Annotated in this window: 16 protein-coding genes, 1 tRNA gene, 1 CRISPR repeat array and 1 riboswitch; of the genes, 5 read left to right on the top strand and 12 right to left on the bottom strand. The window is 35.9% G+C overall.

Annotated elements, in window-relative coordinates; translation table 11 throughout:
* Window positions 1-488: 488 nt before the first annotated feature.
* Complete coding sequence (locus tag RR062_05135) at window positions 489-914, bottom strand: GNAT family N-acetyltransferase (GenBank protein MEG2027091.1); 426 nt, start codon at window positions 912-914, stop codon at window positions 489-491.
* A 278-nt stretch (window positions 915-1,192) separates the two neighbouring features.
* A complete protein-coding gene (gene rlmD, locus RR062_05130; protein ID MEG2027090.1) occupies window positions 1,193-2,542 on the bottom strand; it encodes a 23S rRNA (uracil(1939)-C(5))-methyltransferase RlmD in 1,350 nt (449 codons plus the stop codon).
* Between the two features lie 126 nt (window positions 2,543-2,668).
* On the opposite strand from rlmD, the gene RR062_05125 reads away from it, so the two are divergent.
* Window positions 2,669-3,187, top strand: coding sequence for a flavin reductase (locus RR062_05125; GenBank protein MEG2027089.1), 519 nt, complete (start codon window positions 2,669-2,671; stop codon window positions 3,185-3,187).
* A gap of 122 nt (window positions 3,188-3,309) precedes the next feature.
* Here the strand turns inward: RR062_05125 and RR062_05120 are convergent, their stop codons facing one another.
* Complete coding sequence (locus tag RR062_05120; protein MEG2027088.1) at window positions 3,310-4,287, bottom strand: AEC family transporter; 978 nt, start codon at window positions 4,285-4,287, stop codon at window positions 3,310-3,312.
* A gap of 213 nt (window positions 4,288-4,500) precedes the next feature.
* Between RR062_05120 and RR062_05115 the strand changes: the two genes are divergently transcribed.
* A complete protein-coding gene (locus RR062_05115) occupies window positions 4,501-5,334 on the top strand; it encodes a pyridoxamine kinase (protein ID MEG2027087.1) in 834 nt (277 codons plus the stop codon).
* Between the two features lie 150 nt (window positions 5,335-5,484).
* Here the strand turns inward: RR062_05115 and RR062_05110 are convergent, their stop codons facing one another.
* The gene (locus RR062_05110; GenBank protein MEG2027086.1) at window positions 5,485-8,436 is read right to left on the bottom strand and encodes an InlB B-repeat-containing protein; all 2,952 of its coding nucleotides are present in this window, start codon (window positions 8,434-8,436) and stop codon (window positions 5,485-5,487) included.
* A 173-nt stretch (window positions 8,437-8,609) separates the two neighbouring features.
* Between RR062_05110 and RR062_05105 the strand changes: the two genes are divergently transcribed.
* Together RR062_05105 and RR062_05100 are read left to right on the top strand one after the other, a co-directional pair.
* Window positions 8,610-9,863 carry a M18 family aminopeptidase gene (locus RR062_05105; GenBank protein MEG2027085.1) on the top strand — a complete coding sequence of 418 codons (1,254 nt, stop codon included), beginning with the start codon at window positions 8,610-8,612 and terminating at the stop codon, window positions 9,861-9,863.
* Window positions 9,864-10,065: 202 nt separating this feature from the next.
* Complete coding sequence (locus tag RR062_05100) at window positions 10,066-11,358, top strand: ArsB/NhaD family transporter (protein MEG2027084.1); 1,293 nt, start codon at window positions 10,066-10,068, stop codon at window positions 11,356-11,358.
* 438 nt (window positions 11,359-11,796) lie between these two features.
* Here the strand turns inward: RR062_05100 and RR062_05095 are convergent, their stop codons facing one another.
* The 8 genes from RR062_05095 to RR062_05060 form a co-directional block, all read right to left on the bottom strand.
* Window positions 11,797-12,294: an AAA family ATPase gene (locus tag RR062_05095; protein ID MEG2027083.1), complete on the bottom strand. Its 498-nt coding sequence runs from the start codon at window positions 12,292-12,294 to the stop codon at window positions 11,797-11,799.
* Between the two features lie 587 nt (window positions 12,295-12,881).
* Window positions 12,882-14,187: a CRISPR direct-repeat array (repeat unit 33 nt; unit sequence ATTTCAATCCACACACCCCTCGCGGGGTGCAAC).
* Window positions 14,188-14,366: 179 nt separating this feature from the next.
* Complete coding sequence (gene cas2 / locus RR062_05090) at window positions 14,367-14,651, bottom strand: CRISPR-associated endonuclease Cas2 (GenBank protein ID MEG2027082.1); 285 nt, start codon at window positions 14,649-14,651, stop codon at window positions 14,367-14,369.
* Window positions 14,652-14,659: 8 nt separating this feature from the next.
* Window positions 14,660-15,682 (bottom strand): CRISPR-associated endonuclease Cas1, encoded by a 1,023-nt coding sequence (cas1, locus tag RR062_05085; GenBank protein MEG2027081.1) that lies wholly within the window; start codon window positions 15,680-15,682, stop codon window positions 14,660-14,662.
* Window positions 15,645-16,313, bottom strand: a complete 669-nt coding sequence (gene cas4, locus RR062_05080; GenBank protein ID MEG2027080.1) for a CRISPR-associated protein Cas4 — start codon at window positions 16,311-16,313, stop codon at window positions 15,645-15,647. The genes cas1 and cas4 overlap by 38 nt, the downstream gene beginning before the upstream one ends.
* Window positions 16,313-16,642 carry a type I CRISPR-associated protein Cas7 gene (locus RR062_05075; protein MEG2027079.1) on the bottom strand — a complete coding sequence of 110 codons (330 nt, stop codon included), beginning with the start codon at window positions 16,640-16,642 and terminating at the stop codon, window positions 16,313-16,315. Before RR062_05075 ends, cas4 begins: the two co-directional genes overlap by 1 nt.
* Before the next feature lie 7 nt (window positions 16,643-16,649).
* Complete coding sequence (locus tag RR062_05070; GenBank protein ID MEG2027078.1) at window positions 16,650-16,883, bottom strand: hypothetical protein; 234 nt, start codon at window positions 16,881-16,883, stop codon at window positions 16,650-16,652.
* Between the two features lie 608 nt (window positions 16,884-17,491).
* Window positions 17,492-17,566 (bottom strand) — tRNA-Asn (locus RR062_05065).
* A gap of 243 nt (window positions 17,567-17,809) precedes the next feature.
* A complete protein-coding gene (locus RR062_05060; GenBank protein ID MEG2027077.1) occupies window positions 17,810-19,261 on the bottom strand; it encodes an MATE family efflux transporter in 1,452 nt (483 codons plus the stop codon).
* Window positions 19,262-19,422: 161 nt separating this feature from the next.
* Window positions 19,423-19,546: riboswitch (FMN riboswitch) on the top strand.
* Window positions 19,547-19,616: 70 nt separating this feature from the next.
* On the opposite strand from RR062_05060, the gene RR062_05055 reads away from it, so the two are divergent.
* Entirely contained in the window at window positions 19,617-20,387 is a 771-nt protein-coding gene (locus RR062_05055) for an ECF transporter S component (GenBank protein MEG2027076.1), read from the top strand.
* Window positions 20,388-20,406: the final 19 nt, after the last annotated feature.

The following is a 20,406-nucleotide window of genomic DNA, read 5'->3' as shown; positions in this document are numbered from 1 at the left end:
GCGCATATAATACCATTTATTTTGTTAATTTTCAATAGATTTTCTAAAATATTATTATAAATTGTAATATTTAAATATATTTATTTAAACAAACTTATAAAATGCGTTTATTCTATCAATATATTCGCATAATCTATACGCTAATTAATTTAACTTAGATAAACATTTATCTACGCTAAAATAATCAACCATTTTAATTAATCTATCGCAACTGTTAAGTCTACAAATAAAAAGCATTAAAAATACCGATAGAGTAAGCCGTTACGCTTAACCCTATCGGTATATAAGTAGTTTAGATAGTCTATTTCTTATTTGCGCACAAAACACGCAAGAACTTCAACCGTTGCGCAAGTTGAGTGGAAGTACGTCAAATAGTGTGTCTTGTTCTTTGTCCGTTTGTGGCAACATATCCACTGCGTTTATCGGTGTTAGGGAACATATCAACTTCGTATTATGCTCATTTTGCGTGGTTGATAAAGCTAATATTTCTATCTTACTCTTTTGCTTAAATGTATTTCCCCGTCGCCAGCGTATCCTATTTTTTGATAAACTTTTTGCGCAGTATTATTATTTTCCCCAGTAAGAAGTTCAAATTCATGCACTCCAAAATTGTGTTTGCAATAATCTTCTGCAAATGTAATCATAGCTGTTGCGATACCTCTATTGCGATATTCGACTTTTACATATACCTCTGTAATTTCAGGCATATAGTCATCATAGCAAAAAGATTTTTTTAATTGTACACACGTGAAGCCAACAAGTAAATTCCTATCACAGTATACAACAACAATTTCTCTTTCGTTGTTAAGTAAAGATTTCCTAATATTTTCGAGAGAAGTTTCACCTTTACCATTAAACTCATTGTTTAACATTTCTAATTGAACTGCATCATCTGTTTGCGCTACACGAACCAAAATATTCCCCTCCTATTCTATAAATTTAGTTTGCTAAAAACAATTTTCTTTCCGTTTCAAGGAATTTTCATCTATGTGTTGCCATGCCTCACGATACCCCTTTTCATTTTAATAATTCTATCATTAAATGATTTTTGTCAAATTATTTGGTTTCTATTTCGTGTATGCGCTTAGAAACCCCTGATTTATATAAACCTACGATTGTATAACGCAACAACTTTATGTTAATAATGATTTTGTTAGGTATACGCCAGATATAAATAATCTTTATTGAAAATTTATTGTTTCCTTGACATCAACACCACGCACTCGACGTGTTTAGTTTGGGGGAACATATCGAAGAGGGCGGGCGGAGAAAGGGCGTAGTCAGACGCAAGGTCGAGAAGGTAGGCGATGTCACGGGCGAGAGTAGCGCTGTTGCAAGAAATATAAAGAAGGTAATCAGGCTTAGCGTTGGCGATTGCCTCGATTACAGACTTGTCGCAACCCTTTCGGGGCGGGTCGACTATTAGAGTAATTGTCTTGCCTTGTTCAACGTACGCTTTTGCAACCTTGCCTAGCTCTTGCGAGCAGTCGCCTAAAACAAAATTGCAGTTAGAAATGTTGTTTGCTTTTACAAGCGCTTGGGCGTCTTCGACTGCCTCTTTGACTATCTCAATACCCGTTACTTGTTCAAACTTGCCCGCCAGAAGGGCTGAAAGCACCCCAGCGCCACTGTAAGCATCGATTAGTACATTTGTGCGACCCACTTTGCTAAGCGCCGTAGAATAAATTTTATCTCTAATTCCATCATTAATTTGCATAAAACTTGCAGGTTGAACTTCGACTTTTAGCCATAAAACGTTGGTTTTTATTGACTTTTCGCCACCTAAAAGAACATATTTTTTGCCCAAAATTACATTGTTTTTTACTTTATTTATATTGATGTATAGACTGACCGAACTAAATTTTTCTTTTAAGGCCTTGTATAGTTGACCGTGATTTGGCAATGTTTCTCCAAAAATTACTAGACAAACCATCAGCTGTTTGTTGATATATCTAGCTACTAGGTGCTTTAATAGACCGCTGTCGTCACTTTCGCAGTAACCTAAAATGCCATTTTCCTCAGCAAAAGTCTTGACGATATTGATAAGCTTGCCACACCAGTCGCCATGTAAAATACATTTGTCAACCTCAATTATATCGTGCGTTGAGTTTTTGTAAAATCCAAACGCCAGTTTACCATCAATTTGCGAAATTGGCATTTGCAATTTATTGCGATAACCATATTTAGCTTGCCATATTACATTGTCGCAAGTAACGTCAAGTTTGGCAATTTTTTTAAAATTGTTGGAAACATTAGCTCGTTTAAGTTCAAGTTGCTGTTCGTAAGCAAGATGTTGAAGTTGACAACCACCGCATTCTCCAAACACTTCGCAGGGCGGAGCCACCCTATGCGGACTTTGAGTTATAACTTTTTTAAGATGCGTAAAAGCAATACCATTTTTACAAAAGTCGACCTTTGCGCTAACTTTTTCACCGACTAATGCGTAGGGAACAAAAATAGTTTGATTATCGACGTGGGCGATTCCCTCGCCGTTAGCGCCTAAATCAACTATATCTAATAATAAGTCATCATCTTTTTTCATATTTAAATAATAACATAATTGTAATTATTTTACAATTAATTAAAAGAAAAACAAATTGCAAGTTGTAAGTTTTTAAATACTATGATAAAATATATTTAACTGGTATTTAAATTAAAGGAGTAAACAATGACTGAATTTAAACAAGTAGAGATAGAACAATTTAATAAAAACCCATTTGTCGCAATCGGGCAAGAATGGATGTTAATTACCGCTAGTCACAACGGAAAAATTAATACAATGACGGCGTCTTGGGGCGGGCTTGGCGTACTATGGAATAAAAATGTCGCCTTTATCGTCATTAGGCCAACTCGATACACTAAACAATTTGTCGACAACTCATCTACCTTTTCATTATCTTTTTTTGACCAAAAGTATAAAGACCAGTTAGGCTATTTGGGTTCGGTATCGGGCAAAGATGTCGACAAAATTAAAATTAGCAAACTTGAAACTTGCGACAAAGACGCTACCCCCTACTTTACGCAGGCAAATACCGTGCTACTATGCCAAAAACTTTATGCGCAGGAATTTACACCCCAAAGTTTTGTCGACGACAAACTATGTAAAGAAATCTATAAAAATAACGATTATCATACCTTATATGTTGGCGAAATTACTAAAATTCTTGTAAAACAAGAATTGAAATAGAAATTATAAAAACTTGAAATATTCCTAGTTTAATTATAAACATCTTTAAAAAACCTTCTATAATATTATAGAAGGTTTTTTTAATATATATGTACAAAATGTAACTACAATAAAATGCTAAACTAAATTAAACCAAGACTGCCAAAAGTCATAATATACACAAATAAAGTTACAAAGCTAAGTAAGGTTGTCCAAACAACTAATTGACCGGCAAGTTCGGCGGAAGAATTCATTTCGCTTGCCATTACTACGCTAGTCACAGCAAGCGGAGCTGCAAACAAACACATCAAACAAGCAAATTCTATTTGAGTAAAGTCGAAAAAATAGTACGCAACAATAAACGTTGCAATCGGCATAATAACAAGTCTGCATAGCACTCCAATCGTAATGGGCTTTGCAAATTGTTTTGCCGAAGAAAAGGCAAATTGTCCTCCCAAAACTAATAGGGCAAGGGGCGTTGCAAGTCCGCCAAGCGTCTTTATCGATTGATAAATAAATGAAATATCGGTAAGTCTAAATGAAATATCGCCTAGACTAAGTAAATATCTTACAAAAAGAGCGCCAAAAGCTATTAAAATACTTATTGTCAAAGGATTTTTAATAAGGTTGAGTAATGTTTTGCCAACATTAAGTTTTTCATTTTTGTTATAAACCGAAAAAGTTATTATGCTTAGAATATTAAACAAAGGTATTGTAAACGCAAGCAGTAACGCCATAGTACCACCGCCGATTTCGCCATAAATAGAAGTTACTAGCGACAAACCTATAATAACGGAGTTAGGTCTAAACACACACATCGCTATTACGCCACGCTGTGATAAGTCGTTTGTGCTGAGTTTGCCTATTACTAGACCGAGAGCAAAAATAATTAATGTTGCGATAACGGCGAATAATACTAATTGCCAGTTAATATGGGTAAAATCTTTAATAGTATAGATGTTAATAAATAACATACAGGGCAAAAATACCTTAAAACAAACTTTGTTTGCCACGCTTAAAAAATTGTCATTAAAAATTCTTAGCTTTTTAAGTAGGTAACCGACGGCTACGAGTATAATAATTGGCATTATGCCATTTACGGCAAAGAAAAATTCCTTCACTTAGCAAAACCTTCTTTAATAGTATATCAATTTTATCACAACGCTAAGTTAAAAGCAAACGCTTAACAATACTAAAAAAAGAATAAAGCGTTTTGACTGAAATAGTTAAAAAACGTATAAATAGTAATCAAATCTAAGTTTGCAAGGGTATTTGGGTTGACAAAAAACCCTAAATATTAGATAATTATTTGGAACAATTAAGGAGAATAGACGATGAAAAAAATACTTACGATTCAAGACATCTCTTGCATAGGACAGTGTTCGCTTACAGTGGCTCTACCTATAATCTCAGCTTGCGGAGTTGAGTGCTGTATAATGCCAACCGCAGTGTTGTCTACGCACACTTACAAATTTAACAATTATACTTTTCTTGACCTAACTAACGAAATGAGCAAAATTGCAAAACATTGGCAAGAGCAAAACTTTTCCTTCGACTCAATCTATACCGGCTATATTGGTAGCGTTGAACAAATAGGCATTATTGATAAAATGTTTGCCGACTTTGGCAAAGACGCAAAAATTGTAATTGACCCGGTTATGGCTGACGGCGGAGTTCTTTACACGGGGTTTACCCCAGCGTTTGTAAAAGAAATGGCTAAACTTATCAAAAAAGCCGACATAATTGTGCCTAACCTAACCGAAGCGTCATTCCTACTAGATATCCCCTATGTCGAAAAAGGTTACGACCGAAGATATATTGAAAACTTGTGCCGTAGCTTTACCAAACTAACAAATGCCGACGTAGTGCTTACCGGCGTTAGCTTTGAAGAAGATAAACTTGGCGTATGCGTATATAACCACGCCAAAGATTGCGTATATTACTATTTCCAAAACAAAATTGACATAGCTATGCACGGCACAGGCGACGTATACGCAAGCTGTCTAGTTGGTTCTTTAATGAGGGGCAAATCTCTTAACGAATCAGCAAGCATTGCCGTTGATTACACTGTCGAATGTATCAAGCAAACAATTCCCGATAAAAGCCATTGGTACGGCGTAGAATTTGAAAAAGCTATGCCTTATCTAGTAGAAAGGCTTAATAAATAGCATTTTATATAAATACAAGATATTAAGAAATTCTTGGCAAATTTGCGTTATTTAAATATAATATTTATTGTCTTTGATATACTAAAAAAGAAACACTTTAAAAGTGTTTCTTTTTTTTAAGATTTTAAAATAATTGGAGCTGTTATAACTTTAAGGAGTAACTGTCGGCGTAGTGTTTCCTAACAATTTAAGGGTATTAATAATAGCTATTAATTGCGAAAGGTAAGTAGCGCCGTCAATTTCCGTTATGCCAACTTTTGCAAAATAAGCGTTGAGCGTGGTTAAGAAAGTTACATATTCCGCCCCCGAACTTGAAGTGAGCAAAGGCAAACTTGCAATTGCCGAAATTTCGTCACGGGCGTTATATTTTGTAATCGCCGTTTGAAGTTTAAATATCATTATATTGCTAACTTGATTATCAAGCGAGTCAATATTTAACCCATCTAATACGCCCTTAACGGCAGTTACAAAGGCGTTAACTTGTGTTTGCGAAGCAAAGTCGGTGATTGTAACTGTAATTTGAGTTAGCTCAATTAACTTGTTGTAAGTCGCTTTAACAGCATTTTCGCCCTGCGCAATTTGCGAATTAAATAGAGCGAGTAGTCTAGTTATTTCTTGCGCCTTAGTATATTTATTTACAATTTCGGTATCTTGTGTTGTCATTGTAAATAGACCGCTTGAAAGTAAAGCCGAGAACATAGCGCTCTTAACTTGTCCGCTTAAACTATTAAGTAGCGTTGGAATAAGGGCGGATATTTGTTCGTCAGTTAAACTGGAATTGATTGTCGTAACTATTCTGGCTAGAACAATCACCGCATTTGCCGGCACAGAATCTTCATTTGTAAGCGAAAAGATATCAATTAGCAGTTGTTTATTCAACGTATCTAATATTGTAGTAGCGAGTAGGGGTAATTCTTTGCCTACGCTGATTAAACTTTTTATAATATCTGTAATTGGAATATCCTGTGTCGCTTTAAATTTACTTGTCAAAACACCTATCTTGTCGGCAAAAGTGTTGAGCGAATTACCATTCTTGGTAGTATAGGAATTAACTAAATTTGCCGAATCTTTAACTAATTTAATAAACTCTAAATATTGCTTGTCAGTAATATTACCGCTCTTAAACAGTTGAATGTAAGGCTCTATCTTTGTAGAATTACCTTTCAACTCTGCGTAAGTCTTTATTGTAGGCTTAATTAAATCTATAAAACTTTTTTGTAAATCTTTGCTAATGTAAGCCTCGCTAAACAATACTTGGGTCACTTGATAGCTAACAAGAGGCATTAACTTTATAGCCGTTAGAGCGTTAGCGTAAGAAACGTAGTCTTTAAGCGCCATTTCGAGAGCGTGCATATCACTAGTCATTTGAACTGTAAGCTCGGCAATATATTTAGCCGTTAATCCCTCTACTGTTTGCGGAGGAGTAATCTTAGTGTCCTTAAATATCGCTTTCCACTCAATAGACCAATCTTGTAAAAAAGTTAAATCTTCGGCGGTTGCCGTAGCGTTAGCCTTAATTATATTTGCCAAACGCACGGTAAGCGTCTTTTGTAAAGTTGTCGCCTTAGCAAAAGAATCTGCCATCGCTTGTTTTTGAGGAAGAGCCTCTATGCGTTTGGACTCGTTTGCAAGTCTAGCTATAAGCGAACCCTCACCCGCTACTGCGCCAGAATAATCTTTGCCCATAGATGCGATAATCTTGTTGACAAAGTCCATTACGGGATTTGGACGCTCAAACGTAGCCGTAGCGACTAAGGTTTGGTATGTAGTAGAATTTAAAGTAGTAGCGTTGTAATCGGGCAAACTCCTCATTAAAGCTACAAAATCGTTATATTCTACTTCTGGCATATCGGTATTGTTAAATACATATTTTCCGTAATTGCCGTAGTAATCTCTAATAAGAGTTAGTTCTGCGTAAAAAGCATATTCGCTGACTTGTTCTTTGGTAAAAGTAGCGACATATTTATTAAGTTCGGTTACAAGTTCGTCATAGGTTGAACTCTTTGAGGCTGTGTCTAAGGTTGACTCGACAAGCGCCTTAACAATAGTTGCTACTTCGTCGGGGGTAAAGTCGTCAAGCTTAATCAATCCAATAAGTTTTGTAATAAGTTCGGGGGTAGGCGCTGTCTTAATTTGATTTATTAAGCTAACTATTTCGCTATTAGGGTTGGTAAAAATATCTAACAAAATAGCAATCTTATCTTGCATAACACCGCTAAACGTCAACTTAATGCAAGTAGAAACAAGTATTTTTTTAAGAACTTGTTTGGTTATGATATCTAACGCAACATTACCGCTAGAAAGAGTAGGACTCTTATCGACGGCGTCATTGACGTCGCCTTCAATTTCGCCTTCGGTCTTCATTACTTCGTACCTTGCGTAGTAAGTTACGTTTTTAGTAAATTTTGCGCCAAATGGCAACTTTGTACCGCCTATTTGTTGGTCGTACCAACCGCTAAACACAAAACCTTTTTTGGCCGGTGGCATAGGAGGAACTATAAGCTGTTCGGCAGTGCCAACAACGTCTTGCCCTATTTGCGTTAAACCGTCAAAAAACTTGACTGTAAAGGTGGTTGGAGATTGACCCTCTGCAATATACCTTGCATAATAAGATATATTTTTAGTAAACTTAGCGTCTTTTTCTAATTTATCGCCATTGACTTTTTGGTCAAACCAACCTGTAAATATAAAACCAGCCTTGGTTGGAGCAGTAGGCGCTACTATGACTTGTTCGGGAGCGCCAACAACGTCTTGCCCTACTTGGATATCTCCGTCAAAAAATTTGACAGTATAGGTAACGGTGGGTTCGGCGTCTTTGGTATATCTTGCGTAATACGTTATATTTTGTGTAAACTTAGTGCCATCTACAAATTTATTACCGTCAATCTTTGCGTCAAACCAACCCTCAAATGTGTAACCGACTTTGGTTGGAGCGGTAACGGGAACAATCACTTTGCTAGAAGTCCCTGCTACGTCTTTGCCGATTTGTTCTGTTCCGTCAAAAAACTTAACAACAAAAAGGGTATCGTCACAGCCAACAAAAGTAAATAGCATAACAACAGCGAGTAGAATTGACACCAAAGATTTAACATATCTTTTCATATTGTTTACCTCCTAGATTATTTAAATATCTATCTATTTATTATACTTCAATTATTAAAAATTGTCAATATCTTTGAAAAATATACCCTAACGCATATAGACAAAAGCATATTTATGTTGTAAAATGGTTAAAAGAAGTAAGTAGACATTAAATATAAATTTAGGAGAACATAATGATAAAAGAATTAATGCAAAAATTACATAATTCCCCCACGCCTTACCATGCGGTAGAAGTTTGTAAACAAGACCTTATAGCTTGCGGTTATACCGAATTAATCGAAGGTCAAACTTGGCAAATTAAGCCACTAGGCAAATATTATGTCATTAAAGACGGTTCGGGTTTAATAGCTTTTTGTCTAGGCGATAGAAATTTGGGCTTCAATATCTTTGCTTCGCACACCGACAGTCCGGCGCTTAAACTTAAATATAACCCTTCTACTAAGCAAGCTAAGCAATACAAACTTAACGTCGAGCGTTACGGAGGAGGGCTTAACTATACTTGGTTTGATAAACCCTTAGTAATTGCAGGGCGAATTGTCTATCTTGACAAAGTTACAAATTGCGTTTGCTCAAAATTAGTTAAAAGCGATTATAATGTTGTTATTCCTTCGCTTGCGATACACTTAAATAGAGACGCTAACACAAATTTTGCCCCAAATGTTCAAATAGACCTTCAACCTTTATTTGCAGGAGAAGACACTTATAAAGCGTACGAGGGCGAATTAATTGACTATGATTTATTTTTAGCTTGTAACCAAGAGCCTTTTTTTGCAGGACAAAACGGCGAATATTTAGTTTCGCCTAGACTAGATAACCTTACAAGCGCTTTTGCAAGCATAGACGCATTAAAAGACCTTAAAAGTCATAACGTAGCCTTAGCCTTTATGCCGGATAACGAAGAAGTTGGCAGTAGCACTAAACAAGGCGCAGGCGGAACATTTTTAGTCGACACACTTAGAAAAATTTCTGTATTGCTAGATAACGATTATGACAAAATGCTTGCCAACAGTTTTATGCTTTCTTGTGATAATGCCCACGCAGCTCACCCTAATCACTTAGAAAAAAGCGACACTACTAATATAGCTACGCTTAATGGAGGCGTTGTAATTAAACACCACGCAAACCAAAATTATACGACAGACGCTATGTCTTCGGCGGTAATTAAATATATAGCTAAACAATCAAATATCGCAATACAAGATTCTTTCTCACGCTCCGACGTTTCTTGCGGTAGCACGCTTGGCGCAATATCCTCACAACAACTTTCAATTAGAAGCGTAGATATTGGACTAGCTCAACTTGCTATGCACTCAACGAGCGAAACTATGGGCGCTTACGACTACGATAAATTGGTAAATTTAGCGAAGGCTTACTACGCTTGTTCGATTAGTTGTAACGGTTATGATAAAATTGAAGTTACCTTTTAACTTCTAAAATTTAAGCGAAAAAATAAAAATATTTGTAACCAAAAACAAGAGAAAAGTATTAAGTTCTCTTGTTTTTTTGTAACAAAAAACGCTAACTTTTCATAGCTAATTGATAGGCGTATTAGATAAAAATATATTTTTTAAAATTGACATTTTATCTAAAATTTATGCTATACTTACCAATAGATTTATACGAGGAAATATGACAGCTACAATTATTATTGCATCAATAGTTTTTATATTGATGATTATATCTATTATTTTTGATTTAAAAATTAAACTAGGCAAAGTTTCTTTTTGCCTTTATTGGGTATTTGCTCTTTTAGGAGCGGTACTACTAATATGTATAGGCGAAGTGTCTCTTAAACAAATATTGCAAAACTTTACTACAAATTTACCGATTAATCCTATAAAAATATTGATTATATTTTTCTCAATGACTTGTGTTTCGGTACTGCTTGACGAAATAGGCTTTTTTAAATATCTAGCTTACTACGCCCTTAAAAAAGCAAAGACAAGTCAGCGTCGGCTATTTATCTACTTCTATATAGTGATATCTTTGCTTACCATTGTAACTTCAAACGATATAATTATATTGACTTTTACCCCTTTTATTTGCTACTTTACTAAGCACGCTAGGATAAACCCTATTCCCTATATAGTAATGGAATTTGTCGCCGCTAATACGTGGAGTTTGCTACTAATAATTGGCAACCCCACCAATATTTATTTGGCGACCTTTTTTGGCATAGACTTTGTAGATTACTTTTTAGTAATGGCTTTGCCGACTATGGTTTGCGGACTAACTTCTTTTGGCATAATGTACTTGCTATTTAGAAAGAATTTGTCAGCCGAACTCGAACCGACCGAAGAACTTATTCCTGTTCCCAACAAGCCTTTAATGTACTCTTGTTGCGTCGGGCTAATTATCTATATTATCGGTATGGCGGTAGCTTCGTATATAAATATGCAAATGTATTTAGTAGGCTTAATTGTGTCGCTTGCAGTGTTTGCCGTTTGCATAATTATATCTTTAATAAAAAAATACAGCCTAAGACCTATCGGGCAAGCCGTTAAAAAATTGCCTTACGCCCTTACGCCCTTTTTACTATCGATGTTTGTAATCGTGCTTGCTTTTGAAAATTGTGGCTTAATCGGTAAAATTTCAAGTTTTTTAAACGGAAAGAGTCCCTTTATTGTGGGCATTGCATCTTTTCTTTCGGCAAATTTAATCAACAATATACCTATGAGCGTATTGTTCGCTTCGGCGTTAGAAAACGTCGTTCCGCAAGGCGTAAATGTCTTTGCCGCCATTATGGGTTCTAATATTGGAGCTTTTCTTACCCCAATCGGTGCGCTTGCGGGCATAATGTATGTAAAAATTCTCAAAGACAACTCGGTTAACTATTCATTTAGACGATTTGTTCTATATGGCTTGCTAATCGCCGTTCCGGTAATTTGCGCAGGTCTTACAGTTTTAACGCTTATGAACTAGCAAACCTCCTAGCTACCCTTATTATTATTGTAGAGCTAAGTATAATAAAAGCCCACTTTAAGTGAGCTTAATTATTAGTTTTTATAATTTTTTTAAGTTTTGCTAGGACTGTTTTATCACATTCTAACCCAGTAGACTTTGCAATTTCTAACGCAAATAATTCGTCTAATTGTTCTTGATACTTTTTATTTGCTATATTTTCGTTAACCTACTCCATTAGAACGCTTGCAAAGCGCTTAGCTTAGTTTTTGCCTATCTACAAGCTTTCGGTAAGGCTAGTAAAGATATCGCTATTGAAGTTTTCTAATTTTTTAATTTTTTATTTGCATTAAAACATAAATAAAGTAGCGCTTAACAATTTTTAGCGGATACGCCTCACTTATATTACTGCGAAAGAATTTATTTGTCATTTTATCTACGCACTTGCGGACTAACTTTTTAAAACTTGTCTACAATTTCTTTTACGATATCGTCAACACTTTTTCCATCTGTAATAATTTTCTCGGTAGAAAGGTTATCATAAAGTGGTATTCTCCCAACGCTTCTTTCGATTACATCATTACTTCGAATGCCCTCACGAATGTCTTTGTCCAATCTTGCATTTAGCGTGTTAGCATTACAAAGGAGAGAAATAATTGCCAATTCGCAATTTGTAGTATCAAGACTATTAAGAATAGTATCAATTATATCTTGCTGGTGCAATACCCAACAAAAAATTATATTTTCGTAAACGGAACAATGTAAGAATTGATTGAGTAAAAAACAGATATTTTTTATAACCATTGCTTTCGTTTCTTCGTTAACAACAAAAGGTTGCATATCCCAACAACAATCACCGTCAAGAAACACGCTTTTTGCCAAAACCTTTTTTAATTGCTGGCATACGGTAGTCTTCCCGACCCCCATTGTACCACCTATGATATACAGCTTTTTCATTTTAATTTACCTCTGTGACTTACTATTTACACGCTGTGAGATTGTATAAACTATCCTCATTGCAACTTCTAATTTAATGCTTAAATAATTTGCGTTTAGCTCTTTTAACAAGAAATTCGGCGCTTCGTCTTCTCTCGGCTCGCCGTAACAATAAATTTTTCGTCGCTTTTGCGTATCATTTATATTTCAGCCCGCACACTTCTCGCAAGTGTAAGATTTATTATACCAAATGATATAAAGGTTGTCAATATTTCAATCCACACACCCCTCACGGGGTGCAACACTTCTTTTATTAACGTTTATTTGGTTGACAAATAAGCCAAAGTAGCGTAGTATATCAAAGTAAGCGTTTGCTTGCTGAAAGTAGACTTGTGGTAGTTAATGACTACCGCCAATAGGCTACTTTTTCTTTTTACAGTTTTCTATGTACTCAATCACTTTTATTTTATCGGCAGGACTTAACTCATAATCATTAAGTACATCTTCAAAACCCGTCTTTTGTGTCGTAACGCAATTCCTTACGTAAATACGCTTTGTTTGAATTTCCCTTCTGTGGATTTTGGTTCAACTCTATATTAGTATGGTGACCACGTTTGCACACACCCCTCGCGGGGTGCAACGGAATGGATGAAATCATCACGAAGAGTATCTCGATTTCAATCCACACACCCCTCACGGGGTGCAACACACCGTTGCAAGGGTTACCGACCCAGTTAATGATTTCAATCCACACACCCCTCGCGGGGTGCAACCACGCCGGCAAATCGATGTCGCAAAATACATACATTTCAATCCACACACCCCTCGCGGGGTGCAACTTCGTAAGTAGCAACTGGTAGATTATCATTAGCTATTTCAATCCACACACCCCTCGCGGGGTGCAACCCATCAGCCGATGTTGTCCACCCGACAAAAATAAATTTCAATCCACACACCCCTCGCGGGGTGCAACTATGAAAGGAGAGTAAAATGACTATTGCAGAAAATTTCAATCCACACACCCCTCGCGGGGTGCAACCTATTTTTAATGGCACAAACTGACAGCACAATAAAATTTCAATCCACACACCCCTCGCGGGGTGCAACTCTACTCGGCATAGCGACAAATAAATTCTCTTTGATTTCAATCCACACACCCCTCGCGGGGTGCAACTATAAAATAAAAAAGGAGTAAATTATGGAAGAAAGAATTTCAATCCACACACCCCTCGCGGGGTGCAACATTGGGAGTGATACAGCTATAATTAAACTAGAAAATTTCAATCCACACACCCCTCGCGGGGTGCAACCCACGAAAGCATATTCTTATGTAGATATTACAACATTTCAATCCACACACCCCTCGCGGGGTGCAACAACAAACGTTTGTAAGGGGGTACTAAAAAACAAATTTCAATCCACACACCCCTCGCGGGGTGCAACTTTGTATCCAATATATGTTTGCAAAAATTTAGGCATTTCAATCCACACACCCCTCGCGGGGTGCAACATAATCCATTCGTTGACACTTGCAAGTGGTATATTTATTTCAATCCACACACCCCTCGCGGGGTGCAACGAGATAAAAAAATATGGATAAAACAATATTATCATTTCAATCCACACACCCCTCGCGGGGTGCAACAGGGTATCTCAAAAAGTATTTTTGTATACAAAAAATTTCAATCCACACACCCCTCGCGGGGTGCAACCTAAATAGAAAATTAAAGTTCTATAAAGAAAATCATTTCAATCCACACACCCCTCGCGGGGTGCAACTTTTTACGATATTTTCAAAATTTATATGAAAGGAATTTCAATCCACACACCCCTCGCGGGGTGCAACCTCCGTACATTTTGGAATTGTTAATATTGCTTATTATTTCAATCCACACACCCCTCGCGGGGTGCAACTCTATTTTTATAGTATGACATATAAAAACATAGTTGCATTTAACGAAAGGCGGACGAATTATAGAATTTTTGAGTTAATTTAATTAATTATTCTATAATTTAGTTGCAATTTTTATAATTTCAACTATTTTTGCTTGCGAACCCAATGGAATTGTGTAACGAGCTTTTAGTTCGCAAACCTAGATTAACAATAAGTCTTCGGGGTTATAGCTTTCTTTGACACCAAAATGCTCAACTTTATTTTCCCAATTATTTCCTATATGGTAAAATCGTATGCTATCTTTTGATTGATCAATAATTTTTATTAGTTTATTTTTCAACTTTAAAATAGTTCCGTAATCTGTGTTGACTTCAAAAACGGAATTTTGGACACGCTGCCCATAATTTATGCATTCCTTTGCAACTTTTCTCAACCTGCTTTTACCTACGCTATCGATTGTAGACACATCATAAGTTATTAACATTAGCATTGTTATTTAATCAAATAAGGAATATACTCCTCGATTTCTCCTCTTAAAAATTTCCCAAATAAGTTTGCTTGTATAAACGGCAAAATGCCAAACTGAATGTTTTGCTTAAGAACTTGGTGATATATATTTTCTTTCTTCTTATCTTGCCACAACTTTAAAATCTTTTGCCTTCCGCTGTCATTTAACAAAACACTTCCGCCTAGTTCTTTGATAAAGTCGGTTAATGTCAGCTGTTTAAGGTTTATAGCTGAAATGACAAACCTATCAATCATCGCCCTAAATTCTTCAACAATATCAAGCGCAAACGAAATTCTGCCTGGCCTTTCTGTGTGGAAAAAGCCAATATAAGAATCGATTCCCACTACTTCTAGCGCGGCAGCTATTGAATTTGATTGAATAGCATATAAAAAAGATAGACATGCGTTTATTTCGTCAAGCGGCGGCCGTTTAGATCGTCCGTTAAACTTAAAGGCATCGTTTCTTATTAATCTGTCAAAAATTCCGAAATAATCTTTTGCAATATCGCCTTCAATGCCACGTAATATATCTATTTCCGCAATGCCATACAAAACGTCAATTCTTTTTGCTATTTTATTTATAAGCTCCGTTACGCATTTATCATTATCAATTTGCGGATAATCTCTAAGCGAACGCGAAATTAAGAACTTTGTATTTAGCAATTTGCAAGCTATAGTATTTTGAATAAGTTTAAGCTTTACTTCATTATTTTCAAACATTTTTATTTGCGCCATTCGAGTAAACACATTCCCTTTTATGCGCCCGATCACCCTGCCCAACAGTTTGCCACTTGGAGACAAAAAAGTCAACGATATATTGTCCGCCATACACTTGCCCATAAGTTGCGGACTTGCTCCTGTATAATTAAAGCACACTATTTCTTCTAAATTGCAAAGCGGAAACCTAACATCATCCTTATCTTTTCTTATGATAACTATATTTTCGCCATTTAAAGCCAAATAGGTATCTTCACTTGTTACATAAAGCGTATTTAGTAATTTCTTCATTTGTTGTTTCCACCATTTTCATAAAACTTTTTGTCTTTCTTTTTATAGGCATACAAATATTTTCAAGCGAGCAACCGCTACATTTCTGTCCTTTTTTAACTTCGGGTATTTGGTTGTTCTTTAAATATTCTTTGATTTTTATAATCGTATTTTCAAATTCTTGTTTGATTTTTTCAGTTATTACCACGTTACTTCTTCTTTTTATATCATTATAATAAAAGCAAACTTTAGAATTGCAACCAAACATCTTGTCCACGCATAATTTTTGTCCGTATATTTGCAACAAATCGTCTAATTTTTGTTCTTTCCCAAATGTATTTTTAAATTCTACAATCTCCACATCGAAGCTATCATTAAGTAACTCTATTCTTATGCCTTTTTTAGATTTCTTTAGTTCAAGAACGTCAGCAATCCCAAAAATTCCGTAATCTTCATTGAAAACGCTTAGGCTCTTATATTGATATTTATCACCAATTTTTATTAGCTCTTTTATGTCAACTTTTTCGTGTAAAATATCTCCTTGCACAACAAAATAATTGCTTTCCCAATCGCAATTTATTTGCATAAGCCCCCATCTATGCGGACAGTAATAAAACTGTTGAATACTTCTTAATGCTATGTATTCTTCCATTATTTTTCAATGATTTCTACGCCTTCTAAAATGTCGCTACTTATTGAAATATCATAATCGCTGTAATTTCTCGTAACCTTGTTTTCATCTTTTTTTACGATTTTAACTAGTTCGAACAGCTTATGCGAAGGAGCGTTTCCAAGCAACGAATCGTGCTTAAAGATAATCAATTTTCTCATGCACATCTTGCCCCTTAAACTGCTGTGGTCGTTTTCAAACATATTCAAAATTGACTTCCAAAGCAATTCCAAGTCTTCCTCGTCAAAGCCTGTTTTATTTGCAAGAATCGATTGAACATAACCTTCGGCTTTATATAAAGCGTATGGCACAATGTTTTTATAGATTTTTTAAACCATTGATTTTCCAAATTAGAAATTTCCTAATTAATACAAATAACACAAAGACACCTAATCCAATTGCAACTATTATTAATCCAACCCAAAACACTTTTTGTAGTGCTATACTAAGTATTATTCCAATAATAACCATAATAACAGCCAGGATAGGCATTACTATGCTTAACATTTTTAAAGAAAATTCATATTGTTCTAATAAACTTAAATCTTTCACTTACACGCCTCCATTTTGTCAAATTTTTGACTAACTCCTTGTTTTTTGCATCTGCAATTGTTAACTAGTTGTTTAAGATAATTAAATCAAATACTATACTTGCCCACAACCGTCTTTATCCACGCGGTTTTACTTGCAGAGGACGCCAACTCTTCGCTGAGAAATTCCCCAAAGCTTACCCGTTTGGTTTGTCGTCATATACTGCAACTCTACTTTTACCATAACAAATTCCTCAAAGTATTATTTATATTATATTCTTCTACTCAAACAAAGTCAATAAAAATATTTTATCATTAATACTTCATTAAGCTATGTACATTCGATTCTCCAAATGGTGAGGGTTAGTTAACTAGGGTTTTCGGGGTATGTTTTGCGGACATTCGAATTCTAACATAGTGCCGATTAGTTAACTTTATAAAAATAGCGAGAACTCTTTAAGACTTTTCGCTAAAAATATTTGAGAAATGTGAGAATATCCTCGCTAAATTCATTAAAATCATTGCTAAACTAGCTAATTCCCTTACTAAACTCGTCAATATCCTTGCAAAACTTATTTTGGGCAAAAAAATATACACTCGTGTCGATTAAGACATAAGTGTATACCTAGATGGCTCCCCCTGTTGGGTTTGAACCAACGACCCTCCGGTTAACAGCCGGATGCTCTACCGCTGAGCTAAGGAGGAAAATTTGCTAACAATTAGCATAAAGATATTAGCACTTAAACAAATAATAGTCAAGTATTTTTTTGACTTTTCTTCTATAAGCCTTAAAAAAATCTCTCAGCGATTAATTAGTAAACTTGCAAAAGAAAAACATTAAAACTATTGCGCTGTTGACTGCTTAAAAATCGCATTTCTTAGTTTATCATTATAAAATGCCGAATTGAAATACTAAGCTATACGGTTGGTAAAAAGAGGCTAAAAATACTAAACGCCGAGAGTTGTTTCTTCGTCGATTGGCGTAAGTTCTTTGTCGGGAAGCAAATCGTTAATTATAGGTTTATTCCACTTGTTAGACCTAAATCTAAAATAGCTAAGCACGCCACGCAAAACCATATCTATAACCATACCTATCCAAGCTCCGGTCAAGCCTAACGTAGTATATTTTGTTAAAATAAACGCAAGCGGAAGTCTTATGCCCCACATACCAATAGCGCTGATGTAAAACGGCCATTTTGTATCTCTTGCGCCACGCAAAACCCCTGTCACCGCCATTGCGCAAGCAAAAAACGGTTGCGCCAACGCTTCAATCTTTAAAACCTTGCCACCTAGGGCTATTACTTCGGCGTCTTGTGAAAAAAGACTTATTAAAAAATTAGAGGCAAAAAATAAGACTACGCCCATTACAGTCATAAAGACCATACCACTTATTATACATAGTCTGCTATATTTTTTTGCAAGCTGAGGTTTGTTTGCGCCAAGCGACTGCGATACTAAGGTAGTAGCCGCAACCGAAAAACCAAAGGCAGGCATATATGTAAATGATTCGGCTACAATAGATAAATAGTGAGCGGCAAGAGCGGCCTTACCTAGCGCAGTCACAATAGCCGTCATAAATATCTGCCCAACCGAAACCGTCGCTCGTTCAATTGCAACGGGCGAACCGATACGTACCATATCTTTCCAAACTTCTTTATCAAATTTGCGAATGTCTTTAAGAACAATGTTAATTACAAACTTCTTTCTAAATAACTTGCTAAATAACATACTCGCCGAAAAACTTAGCGCAATTATAGTAGCAAGCGCAGCCCCTTTAACTCCTAGTCCTGCGCCCCACATCGTAAACTCAAACCCAAAAATAGTAATTTGACGAGTGCTAAATATAAATAAAAAGTTTAAAACAACGTTAATTACGTTTGTAGCAAGGTTGCAAAGAAGTGGCGTCTTAGTGTCGCCCGTACAACGCAAAATTCCCGAGCAAATATTAATTGTAATATTAAAAATAAATCCTGCGGCAATAATAGACAAATACCCGGTAGCGTCGGCGCGAATTGCAACTTCGCCTTTTAATAAAGTTGGCAAAAACTGCGCAAGCGCAATCATTAAAATCGAAACGATAATTCCAAGCAATCCTATCGCAATTACGGCTTGCCTAGCAACGTTACGAGCTTTGTCAAGTTGATTAGACCCAATGTAATTGCCTATCGGCACAGAAAAACCTATGGCAATACCTGCAAAAATACCATTGACTAACCAAATTGACGGCGTAACAAGAGCGATTGAACCGGTTGCGTTAGTGCCAAGACTACCTACCATTGCAGTATCTACATATTGAACAAGAGAAATAAGTAGCTGTTCGAGTATTGCCGGCCAAGCAAGCAAAAGAATAACTTTTAATGCGCTATGTTTTTCGTTTGTAAAGCTAATAGTTTTTGTCATTTGTTCCTTTTTTACGCATATATTTTAATGCGTAGCGACATAATTATCTAGTCAATAATGGTATTTGTCAAACGAATTTTGCTACTTAAATAAATATTCTTTGCATAGTTGACAAAGCCTAAAACAAGTGTTAATATCTATCCGTAATATACAAATATTTAATAATTCTTTGGGGCAGAGTGAAAATCTCTACCGATGGTAATAGTCCATTAACATAGCGAAAGCTGTGCCGAACAGGCGTAATTCCTGTACCGACGGTTATAGTCCGGATGGGAAAAGAATGAACATTTTTTTGCGCCCCTATTTTTTTTAGGGCGTTTTTTATTGCAAAAACGCTTCGCAAAAGGAGCAAACTATGAGCAACAAATCACAAAAAAAGACAAATCAAAAAGAACCTACGCTACAAGAACAAGAAACTAAACCGCAAGAACAAGGTCAAGAGGCAAATAAACAAGACAGTCAAAACACAATTTCTACACTAAAAGACGATACGGTAGCCTTGCCTATTACAAAACTTAGCTCGCCTAAGTTCTTTACGGCAAAAAATATCGCCCGTATGGCTATACTTACCGCCGTATCCTATATATTGTATATGTTTGTCAAATTTCCATTAGGGTTTATCTTTCCTATTTGGCTTGACATACAATTTTCGGATATGCCTGCGCTAATAGGCGGTTTTGCAATAGGACCGCTTGCAAGCGTAATAATAATTGTTTTAAAATGTTGTTTAAAAATGCCTTTTACAAGCTCGGTTTGCGTGGGCGAACTTTGCGACATACTAATAGGCATTGCCTTTGTCTTGCCGGCAAGCTTAATTTATAAACATAAAAAGAGCAAGAAAAACGCCTTAATCGGCATTGCTTGCGGTATGGCGTGCGCTCTTGTCGCTTCGGTGCTTGCAAACAGACTAATTATAATACCCTTCTACGTAGAAGCTATGTTTGGCGGAAATTGGCAGGGTCTACTTGATGTTGTCGGCAAACTATATAACGGCGTAACAAAAGATACTTTCTATGTTTATTACATCTGCTTAGCCGTAATTCCATTTAACATAATTAGATTGACTATTGTTGGAGCGATTACTTATTTATTGTACAAACCTCTTAGCCCCTTGCTCCATAATTAATTGCAAAATTATATTAATT

This window comes from Clostridia bacterium (assembly GCA_036654455.1).
Classification (GTDB): Bacteria; Bacillota; Clostridia; order Christensenellales; family CAG-314; genus JAVVRZ01.
Note: the sequence above shows the minus strand (reverse complement) of the source record. Positions and strands in the feature narration are given on the sequence as shown.

What these genes read in the sequence shown, in the direction of transcription:
- rlmD (MEG2027090.1), bottom strand. Translation starts at nt 2,542, where the DNA reads ATGAAAAAAGATGATGACTTATTATTAGATATAGTTGATTTAGGCGCT.
- RR062_05110 (MEG2027086.1), bottom strand. Translation starts at nt 8,436, where the DNA reads ATGAAAAGATATGTTAAATCTTTGGTGTCAATTCTACTCGCTGTTGTT.
- cas1 (MEG2027081.1), bottom strand. Translation starts at nt 15,682, where the DNA reads ATGAAGAAATTACTAAATACGCTTTATGTAACAAGTGAAGATACCTAT.
- RR062_05060 (MEG2027077.1), bottom strand. Translation starts at nt 19,261, where the DNA reads ATGACAAAAACTATTAGCTTTACAAACGAAAAACATAGCGCATTAAAA.
- cas4 (MEG2027080.1), bottom strand. Translation starts at nt 16,313, where the DNA reads ATGGAAGAATACATAGCATTAAGAAGTATTCAACAGTTTTATTACTGT.
- RR062_05055 (MEG2027076.1), top strand. Translation starts at nt 19,617, where the DNA reads ATGAGCAACAAATCACAAAAAAAGACAAATCAAAAAGAACCTACGCTA.
- RR062_05095 (MEG2027083.1), bottom strand. Translation starts at nt 12,294, where the DNA reads ATGAAAAAGCTGTATATCATAGGTGGTACAATGGGGGTCGGGAAGACT.
- RR062_05100 (MEG2027084.1), top strand. Translation starts at nt 10,066, where the DNA reads ATGACAGCTACAATTATTATTGCATCAATAGTTTTTATATTGATGATT.
- RR062_05115 (MEG2027087.1), top strand. Translation starts at nt 4,501, where the DNA reads ATGAAAAAAATACTTACGATTCAAGACATCTCTTGCATAGGACAGTGT.
- RR062_05105 (MEG2027085.1), top strand. Translation starts at nt 8,610, where the DNA reads ATGATAAAAGAATTAATGCAAAAATTACATAATTCCCCCACGCCTTAC.
- cas2 (MEG2027082.1), bottom strand. Translation starts at nt 14,651, where the DNA reads ATGTTAATAACTTATGATGTGTCTACAATCGATAGCGTAGGTAAAAGC.
- RR062_05125 (MEG2027089.1), top strand. Translation starts at nt 2,669, where the DNA reads ATGACTGAATTTAAACAAGTAGAGATAGAACAATTTAATAAAAACCCA.